General features: G+C 56.4%; 9 protein-coding genes. 3 read left to right on the forward strand and 6 right to left on the reverse strand.

Annotation, left to right across the window (positions count from 1 at the left end; all coding sequences use genetic code 11):
* Window positions 1-256 precede the first annotated feature (256 nt).
* The 3 genes from ASG86_RS20510 to ASG86_RS21195 all read right to left on the reverse strand — a co-directional run bounded on the left by ASG86_RS20510 (window position 257) and on the right by ASG86_RS21195 (window position 4,678).
* A complete protein-coding gene (locus ASG86_RS20510; protein WP_442854296.1) occupies window positions 257-1,429 on the reverse strand; it encodes a PP_RS20740 family protein in 1,173 nt (390 codons plus the stop codon).
* 1 nt (window position 1,430) lies between these two features.
* Window positions 1,431-3,377 carry an ATP-binding protein gene (locus ASG86_RS20145; protein WP_162253495.1) on the reverse strand — a complete coding sequence of 649 codons (1,947 nt, stop codon included), beginning with the start codon at window positions 3,375-3,377 and terminating at the stop codon, window positions 1,431-1,433.
* An 836-nt stretch (window positions 3,378-4,213) separates the two neighbouring features.
* Entirely contained in the window at window positions 4,214-4,678 is a 465-nt protein-coding gene (locus ASG86_RS21195) for a hypothetical protein (protein ID WP_156386153.1), read from the reverse strand.
* A 465-nt stretch (window positions 4,679-5,143) separates the two neighbouring features.
* Between ASG86_RS21195 and ASG86_RS08970 the strand changes: the two genes are divergently transcribed.
* Together ASG86_RS08970 and ASG86_RS08975 are read left to right on the forward strand one after the other, a co-directional pair.
* A complete protein-coding gene (locus tag ASG86_RS08970; RefSeq protein ID WP_056332719.1) occupies window positions 5,144-8,554 on the forward strand; it encodes a serine/threonine-protein kinase in 3,411 nt (1,136 codons plus the stop codon).
* Window positions 8,551-9,933 (forward strand): hypothetical protein, encoded by a 1,383-nt coding sequence (locus ASG86_RS08975; protein WP_056332722.1) that lies wholly within the window; start codon window positions 8,551-8,553, stop codon window positions 9,931-9,933. Before ASG86_RS08970 ends, ASG86_RS08975 begins: the two co-directional genes overlap by 4 nt.
* A gap of 111 nt (window positions 9,934-10,044) precedes the next feature.
* On the opposite strand, the gene ASG86_RS08980 is transcribed toward ASG86_RS08975, so the two are convergent.
* A complete protein-coding gene (locus ASG86_RS08980; protein WP_082566728.1) occupies window positions 10,045-10,944 on the reverse strand; it encodes an APC family permease in 900 nt (299 codons plus the stop codon).
* 910 nt (window positions 10,945-11,854) lie between these two features.
* Window positions 11,855-13,393: a pentapeptide repeat-containing protein gene (locus ASG86_RS08990; RefSeq protein WP_156386154.1), complete on the reverse strand. Its 1,539-nt coding sequence runs from the start codon at window positions 13,391-13,393 to the stop codon at window positions 11,855-11,857.
* A gap of 212 nt (window positions 13,394-13,605) precedes the next feature.
* Between ASG86_RS08990 and ASG86_RS08995 the strand changes: the two genes are divergently transcribed.
* Window positions 13,606-14,331 carry an adenylate/guanylate cyclase domain-containing protein gene (locus ASG86_RS08995; protein WP_056332730.1) on the forward strand — a complete coding sequence of 242 codons (726 nt, stop codon included), beginning with the start codon at window positions 13,606-13,608 and terminating at the stop codon, window positions 14,329-14,331.
* A gap of 133 nt (window positions 14,332-14,464) precedes the next feature.
* Here ASG86_RS08995 and ASG86_RS09000 read toward each other — a convergent pair whose 3' ends face one another.
* Window positions 14,465-15,025, reverse strand: a complete 561-nt coding sequence (locus tag ASG86_RS09000; protein WP_200946207.1) for a Pycsar system effector family protein — start codon at window positions 15,023-15,025, stop codon at window positions 14,465-14,467.
* Between the last annotated feature and the right edge of the window lie 26 nt (window positions 15,026-15,051).

Consider the following 15,051-nt stretch of genomic DNA (forward strand, 5'->3'; position numbering starts at 1 on the left):
CGCCGACCGACATGAGCAACGCCACATAGGCTTCCCCAGGTCCTTCAGGCCCGCGGGATGACAACGCAATTCGAGCAGTTAGTCAACGTCTTTGTAGTCGGGAATGTTAACTACCCTAGTGGCAGCTACCTTGACATTCCGGCTCCTCTTCAACAAAACCGCATTCTTCGTCAACAACTTGTGAATGGAGACGGTGACCTATAGCTCGACAGTGCCGCCGCTGATTGCACTTATCAGTACTACAGGAGACAGATAGTCAGTTATACCCGCCCAAAACCCAGTCCCTGTAGGCCACAGGATCGTAGCCAACCGCCGCCAAAAGCTTAGAAGATTCCTCAATGCAGCGCTCAAAAGCATCAGCCTGCGCAGACAGCAAATCATCAACGAGAACTCGTTCCCTGACTTTACGAGGTATGGGTGAAGACTGTAAACATTCGTTTTCCTCACGGCTGATGGGAGTATGAATCGGCCGAACCAGTCCGTGTGGATCCAACGAGAGCTGAGGGTCCGGCTTGAATCTAATAGCGATTGACACCAAATCATCATCGCCAGGCTCGTTTCCGGTCCTATAAGTCATCAAGCTCCTGACGGAGGCTTTCAGTCCAGAAGAAATCCCCCGTGACACGATCCATTGAGTCAATCCAAGCATAAAGGCCTCGGTCGGGGAGGCCGTCTCCACAATCGCAACTTTAGTTGCCTCGGAGATTCCCCAAAGCGTATTGAACGCAGATGCATATGCCGAACAAGCATCATATATCGATCCTGCTATCTCATTCAGAGTTGCCCGCGCGTCATCATGAACATTTTCCGCATCCATTCGGGTGGTGATGAAAAGCAGAAAATCTTCCTGAGCACTGCCTTGGCTCTGCAAGAGCCATTGTAAAGCAGCAAAATAGCTGGGAATCCCAAGGCTGTCGACTGTACGAGCGAATCCCCCACACAAATCGATATTAATTGCATGGAAGTAGCCTTCACGTCTGACACGCTGCCAAGGAACCGACTTCTGATTTCCGATATCGCGGAAATCACCGGGGAAAACTTCCGATTCGGAACTTACGTACTTCAACCGCTTCACCGAGAACTCGTTGGAGTAAACATCGGACTGAGATGGATCGTTCCCCGAAACCGCCGTATTGAAACCAAGGTATTTTAGGCGAATTTCATGGCGGAGGCAGATGGACTCGTGTAGATGCCGAACATCAAGGAAGTCATTTCCAGGGAGGGTAAGATATCGCAGCTCCTTATTGCGCAACTTAAGATCGCGAACGAGGAACCCTATCTCACGTGACCACTGCACATTTCTAACATATTGTTTCCGCGGTCGGTGCCAGGCTTCAAACGCACGGTCGACACTTACAGGAAACGGAGTGGGGCCGCCACCAATTAAAGCAGCGAGATTATCGTGATCATTTGATAACGACGGGTCCATCTCATCCACGGCTTTCCGCCTCCAAAACGCCAAGAATAGACCCGAGAAGATTATCCTGTTCCTTGGGGGACAGTTGGTCCAACACGCCGTACACAGCCAGGACCTGTGTAATTGCCTTGAGTTTCAACAAACTACCGTCGCTTGGTGGCGTGTTATTTCCAGGTATCTCGTCCATTAAACGCTGCAGCCTAAATTGCTGACTAATTTCTTTGCCTAATGGAGGAGCCTTATCACCAGGCCTAATAATTGTGACATTGGGGATAACGCCTTCGCTGTCGGTACGCAAAGCATTAGCAGCAGCTACGATTTGACGAATTCGGTCTTCAGTACTCCGGGTAGCGCTGTATCGAACTACTTCTCGCAGTTCCTGCGCCTGACGCTTTTGAGCGGTAGCGAGTTGACGCAGAGCACTGTGAAGCCAGCGCGTCAGCAGGACAGTGTGAGGGTGCGAGGTATTGAAGCTTTCCCGATCGATATTCAATGCGCCTTCAAGGCCCCGTTTAACGAATATTTCGCAGGTTATCTGACGAAGCCGTGTCAACTCGGCTACCTGATAATTCAAAAATGTGGAGTCAAATAGCGTTCCGCTTGCACCGTGTATTCGAATCAGGGCTCCCTGATGCTCTGTCGGTGCAATTTTAGGTGTCCAAAACAAATAAGCCTCAAATTCGAGTGGACCTGCGCTAACCTCACGCGGGAAACCCTTGAAGTCCTCACGCATAGATCCTAAAAATATCATTGGCTTTTTCAGGACATGTTGCGTTAAAGGAAGATTCCTAAACTTAATTGGGCGCCTTAAACTCAGGCCGTCGATATTGACGAAAAAATCGGAGGCCTCATGTTTCATACCTGAAAATCCCCCAAGTTCCCGGAGAGTTTCCAGCGGATTGTCGCTCCTCACGAGTTCCGCTGAGCCCTTGGTAGCATTAGAAATTTTATAAATATAGGCCCAGTCATCGGCTACCGTCTCGTCAAGGACGTTCTTCTCGACATACGGAAGAGGTAGAGCGAGCGCGAGGTTCCAAACCATTTGCAGATAAGTGTCAAATATATCCGCAAGCTTGACAGAAGTACGCCCCTGAACATAGGACCATACGCTATCTACCATCTTGGAAAATGCCTCCGCTGGATTGTCCTCTTCATCCCAGGGGAGACTTTGTGTTCGTCCCCGATCTTCCACGTGAAGGTCGGAAGCATCTAGTCGTCCAATATGATACAGGGGCACGGACGACAGTGACTTTGCTGCACTTTCTTCGCTAAGTGGGTTATCGATAGCACTCCACAATTGCTCACTACGCAGACTATCTCTTGTCTGCGGCCGTATAGAGTTAAGAACAATCGTAGTGCCATGCGCATCGGTATCGTTAGTTGGTTCGCGCCATACCTTATAGCGACCCGCTTTAAACTCCGTCTCGTCGCCGTTGCTAGGCTCATCGGCAAACTGCTGAAGATTGACTAAAACAATTGTGCGGAAGTTGTCGCCCTGGGTCTTAGTGATGATTTGAAAGCTATGCGTCAACTGTGAAACGGAAAAGATACCGATTCCCAGCTTGCCGATAAGCTTGCGCCCTTTAGGACTTATTGTTGGATCTCCGGTTGAAGTAATTCCTAGTTCTTGTCCCTGCTCGGTCCTTTTTGCACTACCACCGATATTGTGCAAAAGATGCACAACAGCATCGGGAGACATGCCGACACCATTGTCCTCCACCGTAATTCGACTGAATTTGGGTGCATCGGTTTTTATTGAAACCCAGGTTGCGTCCGCGTCGTAGGCATTTGCTATCAGTTCTCTGATTGCCGATCCCGCTTGCCGATAGATTCCATCTGTAACGCGGGCTATGACCCGTTCGTTTGTGATTAGGTTTGATTCGATGGATTCTGATTGTCGAGTCACGCTTCGAAGCTGCTGTGCTGCCTCCACGTCACGTTGGTTAAGCAACGAACTCACCTTGCTCTCCTGACTGGCTATACGAAGGGAGCAGCGAAGCCCTGGCGCCTGCTGAATTTCGTGCCATGGGAGGCGGCCCTGAATTGGTTACATGTTCGTCGTGAAGCGAAAGCACGATATCATTCGAAAAATTCCGCGGCTGGGTAGCCTCACAAAGTCCTAGGCGCTTTCGTCCCTCCGCTCGGAAATGAAGTTCCCGCTGCCCAATTGCAGCCATCAAGCCAGGCGCGCGCCAAAAAAGGTGGCGGAAAGTCTGTGCATCATTTGCGTTTACGGGATATTTCGAGTCAGGCATCGCGGGCCAGACATTCGGATACCAGGAATTTTCATTGGTTTTCGATCGAGCGTTGGAAAAAGCAGGAGATGCACGATCAAAGGAGTCCGACCGAGCCTCTGCATTGTGCACGGATCCCGTGTTTTGAAAGTTGCGGGGGTGAGTCGCACTTGCCCAGGTTGAGCTGTCAACGGTACAGGCCAATGGGAGCCGCGCCCGACTAAAGAAGAGGCCGACTCCCCCTGCTCCCGAGAAGAGGCTCGTAATCTTCCCCAGTGTCACGTGTTGTCCTATCAGTAAGTAGCAGGAGACGTCATGTCACACACCTTCGCCTCCGGGGTTGCATCACACAAAGGGGCATGACCGTTTCAATGCTACTGTCGCAGGCCCACCTTTTTGTTCAAGCAGTCGTGTCCCACCAGCTGCCTACCCTCCAAGCGGTGCGGGTGGAAACTTCAGTCCGTCCCCGAGTCAGTACATCATCAGTTCATGGACGCGATAGCGGGTGCTGAATACAGATCAGCGCACTTGATGACAAGGCTTCTCCACGCGGCTTGCGTTCCTATTTCAGTCGATTATCACCGACGGCTAGGCACTGTCTAAAGAAGTCACACCCGGTAGTTTCTTCGCTTCCGGCCATTGACACAGTGCGCCCGCCAGAAGCCCCCGGAGCGCAAAAGCGCTCAACAACTGGGCCGGCTTCCTCGTCGATGAAGCCCACCGTGAATATCGCCGCGAGCATGAGCCAATCAACCACACGGGAACAACCGCGGCGACGACGAACTACGCCGATGTAGAACACCAGCATCCGCCACAGCAGGGTCTGGACCGCCTTCCGCACAGTCCGGGTCGGTTCCGTGGCCTCTGCTGCTGCGACGCACGCGATCTCGGCGCCTCGAATGTGAACGCCACCACGAACAGCGCCGTGGCAATTCCACTGAAACCGTCCGGCGCCAAGCTGTCCCCGGGCAAAGTTAGCCCGTCCCTGCGACTGCACGTCGGCAGCCAGCCAACAGCAGTGCAGCACCCGCCAGGAGGAACCCGACGATCACCGCCACCTTGAGCAGGCGAACCAGAACTTGAACTCGCCGAATTTCTTCAAGCTGGTCAGGTGCACGGCTGTAGGCACGCCGATGAACACGAAGGCCATGGACACACCGCTAGGGCTGCGAAGATGCTGGCCAGCAGGCCAGCAGCACCGAGCGCTTCGGCCGTGATGACCACCATGAGCTGCAGCCACAGCCAGCCCACCATCGCGTCGGCCACCAGCGCGTAGGCGTTGGAGGCGGTGTAGACGGCGGTGCGGCCAGCCGGGCCTGGCGTTTAAGGTCACTGGTGGGCAACTGCAACAGGGAAATACGACTTCCTCAGACATGAGGCACGGTGCGGAGGGCATTGGGCGGTTTGACGATGCTACAAATCAGCACGGCCGGGTGCGTGATTGTGCTTCAATTGGCTTTGGCTGAAGCCAATGTCAACACCAGGGGGAAGCGTGCCAGACGTCGTTGGTGAGCACTACATGCTCTTGAAGGTGGAGCGCCGTAGTGGGACGTTCTCTGTGGTCCGCAAAGCGGTGGACGATCGAGACTCTTCGTTCGTGGCAGTCAAGCTACTGTCAGGACAGCCGGACGATGTGACGCGGAAGGTGTTCAATAACGAGGCCAAGACGCTGAAGAGCCTGTCGCACCCCAACATTGTTAGTTGCCGCTGGTCAGGGATTGACGAGACCGGCACCTACGTTCTCGTCCTGGACTGGGTCGAGCGGAACCTCGACGATGTCCTCAGGGCATCGGGGCCGTGGGAATCCTGGGATCGCCTCGCGACTGACATCGCGTTGCCCTTGGTGGACGCATTGGCGTACACGCATCTGAAACAGATCGAGCACCGGGACATCAAGCCCCAAAACGTCCTCGTCTCCGAGGAAGGAATACCCCTCCTCGCGGACTTCGGAATCGCAAAAATCCGAGGCGAAGAACATTCGACGCTTCAGACCGTGGCAGATTGGCACTCCAAGCCGTACGCGCCACCTGAACTAAATGCGGATATCCGGTACGTGCGCGATGTCTACTCGATGGGCGTGCTTCTCATTCAGTGCATGACCCAGGAACAGCTGAAGGACCCCGCGGGGGTGCAGCGGGCGCTGGAGTCGATTCCCGTCCCCCCCGACGTTCGACGCCTGCTCGGATCCTGCATCGCCATGCAACCAGATGAAAGACCGAAGAACGCCAGCGATCTTCTCAGTGCACTCAAGGCGATCCAGCAGCGGCGCGACGGACAGCAACAGATCACTCGGAATCCCATTTTGCTTCGTCTAACAAAGTCGGCGATTAGATCGCTGGGAGGAAGTGATGATGCGCGACAGACGGCCGTGGGCAAGGTCCAAGGGGACCTCTCCGGCGACGTCTACGCGTCGTTCTTCAACGACCCGTCCTCAGGCAAGCCCCAACGAGATAGCATTCGGCTCGACGGATCGTCTTGGAGCTTTACACTGAAGTCCGATGAGACCGGCGCAACGGTCATAAAGGCTGCAGAACTGGACTTTGAGCGACTTGAAAATCACCGCCGACGTGCGGCGCCGCTACCGCAAGTCTTCGACTGGACGTTCGCAGCGCCAGCAAACTCAGCACTTGCACGGGCGGGGATAGCAACCCTGATTGACACCATCGATGCCTTTTATGAAGCCAAAGACCAGGCAGAACAGGCCGGCCAGGAGGAGCGCAACGGCGAGGAGCTCTTCGACACATGGCGTCGAGTCCTAAACGCCCGTGAGGAGCTTGCGCGAGGCGAGAAAAAGCCGCTGCCTTACAAGAAGGTGCAGACCCGCGGCCGGGAGGCGGCTTTCACTCTGGAGTCCGCGGTCGACTACGACCTGGTTGGCACCGAGTGGCGCGTAAAAGACCAGAAGACTGACCGCAAGTTCGCTTGGGGCGAGGTCATCGAACACGAGGACGATCGAGTCGTTATCCTGAGCGCGCGACGCTGGGAAAGCCTGCCCGATCGAGCGGTTCTCGACCCTCACCTCGGCCCGGACGAGGCAGCACTCAACCGTCAGCGTCGGGCCGTCGATGACGTTCAGCGTGATAAGTCAGCCCGTCCGGATCTGCGGGCACTGCTCCTCGATCCAGGCGCTAATGCCGCACCTAGAGCTGTCTCAGTCTCCACCTGGAGGCGTGAGCTTGATGACAGCAAGAAAGACGCGATCGAAACCGCCTTGGGATCGCCCGATATCTTTGTCGTTCAGGGCCCACCAGGAACGGGCAAGACTAGCTTCATTGCCGAGCTGGTGGAGCAGACACTGAGCACAAACCCGGACGCACGGGTTCTTATCGCTTCGCAGACAAACGTTGCAGTGGACAACGCGCTGCAACGTCTGTCCGACGTCGGGCAGGCAAACATGGTCAGACTGGCAAGCGCTGACCGGAACCGTGTCGACGATTCCGTGCGTCACCTCCTCCTTGATGCCCAGATGAAACGCTGGGCACGCGAAGTTCGAAAGAACGCGGAAGGCTATCTGGGAGCACGGGCGACCGAAGCGGGACTCTCACCATCGCATCTTCGTGCAGCTCTCGCCCTTCAGCAGCTCTCAGCAAGCTTGTCCCAGCTCGACTACCTCCAGAATCTCCGACCGGAAGATGGTGAGAGGCACCGGTCTGAGATTGCAACCTCACTGGGTGAACCGGTGTCTTTGACCTCAGTTCAGGAAAAGGTCGACGCCCTCGCTGACCTTCGAGACGAGCTCCTCAAAGAGGCGCAGTCCGAGCTAGGAAGCGACCTGACTCTACTGGCCGACATGAGTGCCGGGGATGCCCTGAACGCAGTGGATGTCCTCATCGGTGAAAGCGCCGGTGCACAGCAGCTGCTTACGCGCCTGCAATTACAAGGCGAGTGGCTACAACGAATTTCGTCCGACTCAGGACTCGCCAACGCATTTCTCGACCAAACAAGTGTCATTGCCGGAACGTGCGTGGGCTATCTAAGACACCCAGCGGTTCGCGACCTCGACATAGACCTGTGCATCGTCGACGAGGCCTCGCGGGCAACCTTGACCGAAGCACTCGTTCCGGTATCCCGGGCCAAGCGTTGGGTGGTCGTCGGTGATACTAACCAGCTGCCTCCGATCGATGAGGACATACTGCGCAACAAGGACCTGATGACCGACCATCAGCTCCGTCCTGAGGACGTACGGGAGACGCTATTCCAGCGGCTGACGGACCGCCTTCCGGACCATTCCCAAGTCATGCTAAGCCAGCAGTACCGGATGATCCGACCAATCGGAGACATGATTTCGACCTGTTTCTACAACGAGAAACTTCGATCGCCAAACGACCGCGGACTTGAGGGGTACCTCCTCGGATATGGCAAACCTGTCCTATGGCTGGATACGTCCTCTCATGGTCAGGACCGGCGTGAGGCCGCCCCTCATGGCAAAGGCAGGAGCTTCGCAAACCGTGCGGAGGCGCGTATCGTCATTGGCCGGCTGGAAGTACTAAATGGCTCCGTTGACAAGAAGGTCGTCCAGCTGCCGAAGGGTAAGCAGCAACTTGATGTGCTCGTCATTGCGCCCTACGTAGCCCAGGTCGCCGACCTCAAGCAGCAGCTCGCGCCCCTACGCGATCGGCTGAAGCATCTTTCAATCACGGTAATGAGTGTGGACGCAGTTCAAGGCCGTGAATCAGACGTGGCTATCTTCTCCGTGACCCGGAGCAACTCAAATGCCGAACTCGGGTTTATTGGGCCGGACTACTGGCGGCGCATCAACGTGGCACTATCCCGCGCCCGGTTCGGCCTCACCATTGTGGGCGATGCAGGATTTATCCGAGGCACAACCGGCGCCTTGAAGAATGTACTGACATACATCCAGTCTCATCCGGATGACTGTGAACTTAGGACGGCGGAACGATGAGCCTAGCCACAGCAGATACGATTCGCCGCCGGTTCGGTGATCATCGCCCTGGTTTGCAGTTGATCAGCGTGGTCGACGCTGCCTTGCCAGTCACGATACTCCGCGTAGATGTCTTGGCGCAGGAGCTCAAGTCATTTCCCCTCCTCGAGGAGTTCATCCTGCGGTTTGTGCACGCGGGAGTCCGCGGGATCGATGAGATCGCAGGGCTCCTCGGACTGCAACGCGACCAGGTCGTAAACACGGTTGCAGACCAGATCAGTTCGAACAACCTTACGCGAGCGGGAAATGGGCAACTCGGTCTTACTGCGCTGGGCCTCGAATCTGCTCGCAATCTTGCCGCCGTCCAACCCGTTCTAACTCAGCTCAACGTGCCCTTCGACAGACTCGTTTGGAACGCCCAGGACTATGCACGAGCAAGCCTGATCAGGAAGCGGGATGCCCAAGAGGCCGGCCTCGAAATCCTCCCTGCCAAGAAGACCTCACGGGTCGACCTCAATGACCTCTCAGTCGGGCGCTTCAACGAGCTCGTCGAGTCACGCGACGACCGCACACGGCAGGTCGAAGTCCTCCGCGTCCGGAAAATCGCGTCCCAGAACCAACACCTGTACATGCCAGCACAGCTGCTCGTCTACGGCGACTCAGATTCTGGCGAGGTACAGCTGGGCCTTTGTATCGATGGTAATCTCCAGCCTGCGCACGGGCTGGAGCTTGCGGCCACTGACGCGGTCGTGAAGCTCGGCATTTCGGTCGCTCCTCCCGAACCCCGCCCAACCCTTTCTCCCGAACTCGAGGAGCAGCGAGTAGCGATCGACCAGGTGGAGGTTATCAGGGGCGCTGGCGAACAGGTCGCAAAGGGCGACGAAGAACCCGCGCAGAGGCCGCTGCGTGTAGAGGACATGGCGGTGCGCAGTGTCGACGTCCACGAGCATCCGCAGTTGCTTAATAAAGCACTCAACGGCTCAAAGAAGCGACTGCTGATCATCGCGCCATGGGTGAAAGGCGGAGTGGTCAACACCGACTTCGTCGCCGCCCTTGAGCGGCGCCTCCGCGCTGGCGTTGAAGTCCACATCGGCCATGGTTATGGCCCTGACGACAGCGGATCTGACGACTTCGCACTTCGTAAGCTCAACAACCTTGCTGCCCGCTACGAAAAGCTACGGGTCGTCCGCCTTCAGAACACACACGCCAAGATCCTGATCTCCGATAATCTATGGATCACTACAAGCTTCAACTGGCTCTCTTTTAAAGGGGATCCTAACCGGACGTACCGCATGGAAGAGGGCACGCTCGTCCAGATACAGAGCGAGGTCGACAAGGCGTTTACGCGGTACACAGACATACTCGACTCGGACGGCGCCGACCCGCGTGGACGCGCCTGACCGTCATGAGGTGGAGCCTCCGATTCTCCTGACTACATCCGACTGGAGCGAGCAGGATGAGAACCCGCCCAAGTGATTTGAGATCATGCCCCGCGGCTGGACTTGCCAGTGTCAGGCGGCGGCCTCGACCGTCGCCTTCTCCGTGGCCGCCATCTCCGGCGACGAGGCCTTGAACCCGCGGGTGATCAGGGCCAGGACCAGCACGCCCAGCACCAGCCAGGACAGTCCCAGCGTAATGGCGTTGCTGTCCAGCTGGGAGAGCAGGTAGGCGCAGATGAGGGCGCCGATCACGGGGACGACCACGTAGGACACCGGGTTCAGCTGGTGCTCGGCCCGGCGCTGGCGCACGTAGTGGAACACCACCGAGGCGTTCACCAGTGTGAAGGCGATGAAGGCACCGAAGTTGATGAACGACGTCGAGGTGGCCACGTCCAGGAAGATCGCGATCAGGCCCACGACGCCCGTGATCACCAGGTTCACCACCGGGGTGTGGAACTTCTCGCTGAGCTTGCCGAAGACTGCCTTGGGCAGGACGGAGTCGCGGCCCATCGCGTATAGCAGGCGTGAGGCGCTGGCCTGCGCGGCGAGGCCGGAGGCGAACTGCGCCACCACCAGGCCGGCCAGGAACACGGCGCCGAACAGCTGCCCGCCGATCTGCAGGGCGATGGAGCTGGCCGCGGAGGCCGAGTCCTCGAACACGCCGCCGGGGTGGACCAGCTGGGTCACGTAGGACACGGCCACGAAGATGCCGCCGCCGATCAGGGCCACCAGCATGATGGCGCGCGGCACGGTCCGGCGCGGGTTGATGGTTTCCTCGGTGAGGGTGGTGACGGCGTCGAACCCCAGGAACGAGTACGCGGCGATGGCCGCGCCGGCGGAGATGGTGGTGAAACTGGCGGTGTCATTGAAGAACGGCTGGCCGCTGGCCAGTCCCCCGGCCCCGTTGGCGGACACCACGTTGCCGATGGCCAGCGCCACGAAGAACACGAGGACCAGCAGCTGGAACGCCATCCTCACAGCTCCAAAAAACGACTGTTTCTAACACTTAGCGCGGCACCGCCTCAAATAGGTGCGGCGGGCAGGGATGCCCGTTCCTGACAGCATCCGTGGCCAGCCTCAGCAGTCACGTTAGAGTGTCACATCACTTCCCTCTCACGGTAGGACGCGACATATGTTTGGTCGGACCGAAAAGGTTGACACTGCAGCTCTAAGGGACCAGTGGAACGCATCAATAGAGACCTTTAGATTCGTGGTCGACCTCATGGTCAAGGCGTGGGCATTTCTGGTTGGTGTCAATGGAGTGCTTATCGGCTACGGTTTCATTTCTCGTTCGGCCGGGCCGATTTTCATTGGGGCTCTGGTATCGGGGGTTTCAGCTCTGCTACCTGCCATGATCAGCCGAAGCCTCATTCCTTTGGCGTACTCGGCCTATGTAGCTGAAAAGCAGTTATTCAGCTCCGCCCCCGGGCTGGTTCAAATTTATGCACAAACCGCCTACGAGCGTCTCACCGCGAGATTTAAAGTTCTCGGGGACACATTAGATGCTTCCTCCTTGAACGAAGTTCGAAAGCTAGCACATGGGCGAGCATTCATTGGGAAACGTATAACTGTTCTGCTTCTCTCCGTGGTCGTCGCCCAAGTGTTGTTGGGGTTCTATTTCTTGTACGAGGGGCGGCCTTTGTTCGATCTGACACCTCCGAGTACAACCACCACCTTCGCCCCAACGTTCGCTCCAACTGTTCAGCCAGCTCCCGTCCAGTCCGTAACGCCTTAGCCGGCAGTTCGACGTTCGGCACTGTCAGATGCAATCCTCCAACTTTCACGCAGAGGCCCCTGGCTGTCGTCAATATCGACCGTTTCTGATTGCGCCCTTAGCTGCAAGTGGGCGAGCGGTTGAGCTCGTTCACTTTTACAGTCGTGGTCAGGGCGAACTGGGTAAACCAACATCTTCCTGGTTTTCGGGTAGCAGGGATGGTGTTGTCCCTGGCGGCAACGACGTGGGAAGAACCCATGCAGGAGAAGCACCAGGTGCCCAGGGGAATTCTGGTGGATGCGCCCACGAGCTAACATTTTCGAAGGTCAGTAGGGCTGGTTTTGCACCGCGTATCTTCAGAAAGCTAACGGATGCCCCGGTGAATTCTGCTTGATCGAAGGAAACATGCCCCCCTACGAAGGTGGCCGCCTCGAAGGCGACGGTCCCTGCGGTGAACTTTGCGCCTTTGAAGGAAACAAATCCCGCTGTGAACCTTGTCTTGGCGAAGGAAGCGACACCACCGGTAAACCTTGCCCTAGCGAAGGTGGCTGACGGAGTGGCGAATGTTGCCCCATTAAAGCTAACGGTCCCCTTGCTGAATCTTGCACTACCAAAGTTCAAACCACCTTCGTTCAACTTTGCCCTGCTGAAGGTGATGTTTCCGCCGATGAACTTTGCATTGCTGAAGGAGATGTTTCCCCCGCTCAGCTGCGCGTCGGTGAAAATGATGGAACCGCCGGCGACCTCTGACCGGCTGAAATTGACAAGGCCGCTGGTAAATTTTGCATTGCTGAAGTTGATGTTTCCGTCTGTGAAGCGTACGCCTGCGAAGCTGACGAGTCCGTCGGTGAAGTGTGCGCGGGTGAAGATGGCGTTTCCACCCGCGAAGTCGGTGCCGCTGAAGATAATGTTTCCGCCGCTGAAATGTGCGCCGGCGAAGATGACGTTTCCGCCGCTCAACTCTGTGTTGGTGAAGTTGATGTTTCCGTTAGTGAACCTTGCACCGGCGAAGGTGACGTTTCCGCCGGTGAACTTTACAGAGGAAAAATCGCCACCGTCGAAAACGGCTCCTGTGAAATCTAGGTTCATGCCACACCACGAGGAGGTGCTAGAAGTATCCTGCAGGTGACTGGAAATCACCTTGATGACGGTTAGGCGGACCTCCTTTTCGCCTGTCTTAGCTTTATCGGAGTCTGGGTCATATTCCATGCGGAGGTAGGCGCAAAGGACATCAATGCAGATCTGGCGCTGCTCGTCTTCTTCTGCTGAGTGCCAATCGTCTGCCAGTGCAGCCATGGCGTAGACACCGGCGAGACGAACAGCGGGCTTTTCATGGCCGAGTTGTTCAGCGGCTGTTGTATACCGTGCCCGTAAGTCTGTCTTGTCGACTGATCCTTGTTTACGTTCGTCGAGCGTGTGCTGCCGTTCAGAAGTGTGCTGACGCCGGTAGGCCAGCAGGGCCGCACCTCCCAGACCAAAGATGCCTACTGTGGTGATTGTGCTACGAGAGACATCGAACCACTTGGTTGAATCAAGGTTCAGCGGACCTTCCCAGACCCAAGTGCCGGCAGCCATTTGAGCAAAGACGATCTCAATGATCAAACCAAGGCCGATTCCTACAAGGCTCCACCACACAAGAGCCCAGAAGATCGGCATCGGTTCTTTTGAAGGTGGGATAGCAGTTCGGTTGTTGGTGGGTGCAGTCATGACCAGAGCTTACGTTGGAATTCGTTTGATCTATCAAGTAGGTGGTTCGTGAACCGCACCCCTTTGCACCGGAGTCGATAACGACCGTTTTTGCTGCTTTGTTTGTAGCCACAACGGCAGCCGTGCGCCCTGCCACAGCAGCTCTCATCATGAGCGATGGGTACGACAGGCTGAAGGCGCATAGGCAATGGATACCGGCAACAGAGGAATCAATGGATAGCAACTACAAAGCCTACGACCACGTCGCATCTTTTGAGCGCCTGGACGCCATCCTAGCCCAATCAAACAGCAACTTCGAAGAGAAAAAGTCACTGCCGGACAGAGACGAACTAACATTCGACAATGGTTTCTACGCTAGCGGCACTGCGCTTTTCATCGACATCCGCGATTCCTCCCAACTCCCGGACCTGTACAACCGGCCTGCGCTAGCCAAAATGTACCGGGCGTTCATTTCAGAAATGGTCGCGGTGTTCAACAGCCACCCCAAGGGCCGTGAAATCAACATCGTGGGCGATTGCGTCTGGGGCCTTTATAACACGCCTTACAAGTCCGACATCAACTCAGTGTTCAGCCTCGCAGCGCAAGCAAATTCGCTGTTGAAGGTCCTCAATTACAAGTTGGACAAAGCAGGATACAAGACCCCCATCAAGTGCGGGCTCGGAGCCGCCTACGGCAGGGCATTGATGATCAAGGCAGGCCAAAAAGGCAGCACCATCTCTGACGTCGTCTACATGGGCGATGTGGTCAACGAGGCGGCGGAACTCGCTTCCCAGGCCAGTAAAGGGACGGCTCTGTCCTTCCTCATGGAGCAGGACTTCCAAAGCAACCTGAATGAGGCCAACAAACCGCTGACCGCCTACGACCTTGAGAGAGGATGCTTCAGCGCCAGCGTGATCAACGTTGTGACGGAAAAGTGGTATTCAGAGAACTGCACCTAAACGGAGGGGATCCACGGATTCCAACGTTCTGAGCTACCCCTATTTGGGCACAGTGGAAGCGGTGAATACGACGGCCCATGGATGGGAGTTTCCCATCCGGGACTTGGTACGCCGGGCGGGTGGCATTTTTCAACTAGGGGGATAGTCCGGCTCGGACTAAGAGTCCGCACGTAAGTAGGCAGACCCCTCCAATCGAGGCCAGGATCATTGACGCCTTTACGAAAAGGTGCTTCATCCAGGCTATTTTGCTCATTCCTATCATCTGTTTGGTGATGACAGGAAGCATCTCTGTGCTTTGGATTTTCTGGGGAAGTTTCGATGCGTCCCAGTACTTAAGGTGTCCGAAGTAGATAAAGTTGTCGGGCCATTCCTTGCCGACATGCCTCATTCTAAGGCGCGGGATGACGACCCACATTGCGCAGGCAGCAGCTACAAGCAGCGAGAAGACTGCTGCGTGGTACGTGATGTTTTGCAGCGGTCCGGTCAGAGTACCAAAGAGCCTGTCTTTGGCGGATAAAGCAACCATTGTGGCAAGGCCGGCGGACTCGAGGGTAAACGCGAAGGAGGCCTTTGCGTCCACCTTCCCCGTCCAGTCGACCAGGGCGGCGTGTATTTTCCATGCCGTTTCAAGGGCTTCCTTGTCCTTGGATGCTGCCGATGGCTCAGCCATCCTGCTCTTCTTGAAGAGGCTCATATGGGCTGCTTCGATTTTGGTCGGCG

The sequence above is a fragment of the Arthrobacter sp. Soil764 genome (assembly GCF_001428075.1).
Lineage (GTDB): Bacteria > Actinomycetota > Actinomycetes > Actinomycetales > Micrococcaceae > Arthrobacter.

Excerpts from the sequence above, each read along its gene's own strand:
- ASG86_RS20510 (WP_442854296.1), bottom strand. The coding sequence starts at position 1,429 with ATGGACCCGTCGTTATCAAATGATCACGATAATCTCGCTGCTTTAATT.
- ASG86_RS08975 (WP_056332722.1), top strand. The coding sequence starts at position 8,551 with ATGAGCCTAGCCACAGCAGATACGATTCGCCGCCGGTTCGGTGATCAT.
- ASG86_RS08980 (WP_082566728.1), bottom strand. The coding sequence starts at position 10,944 with ATGGCGTTCCAGCTGCTGGTCCTCGTGTTCTTCGTGGCGCTGGCCATC.
- ASG86_RS08990 (WP_156386154.1), bottom strand. The coding sequence starts at position 13,393 with ATGACTGCACCCACCAACAACCGAACTGCTATCCCACCTTCAAAAGAA.
- ASG86_RS08995 (WP_056332730.1), top strand. The coding sequence starts at position 13,606 with ATGGATAGCAACTACAAAGCCTACGACCACGTCGCATCTTTTGAGCGC.
- ASG86_RS09000 (WP_200946207.1), bottom strand. The coding sequence starts at position 15,025 with ATGAGCCTCTTCAAGAAGAGCAGGATGGCTGAGCCATCGGCAGCATCC.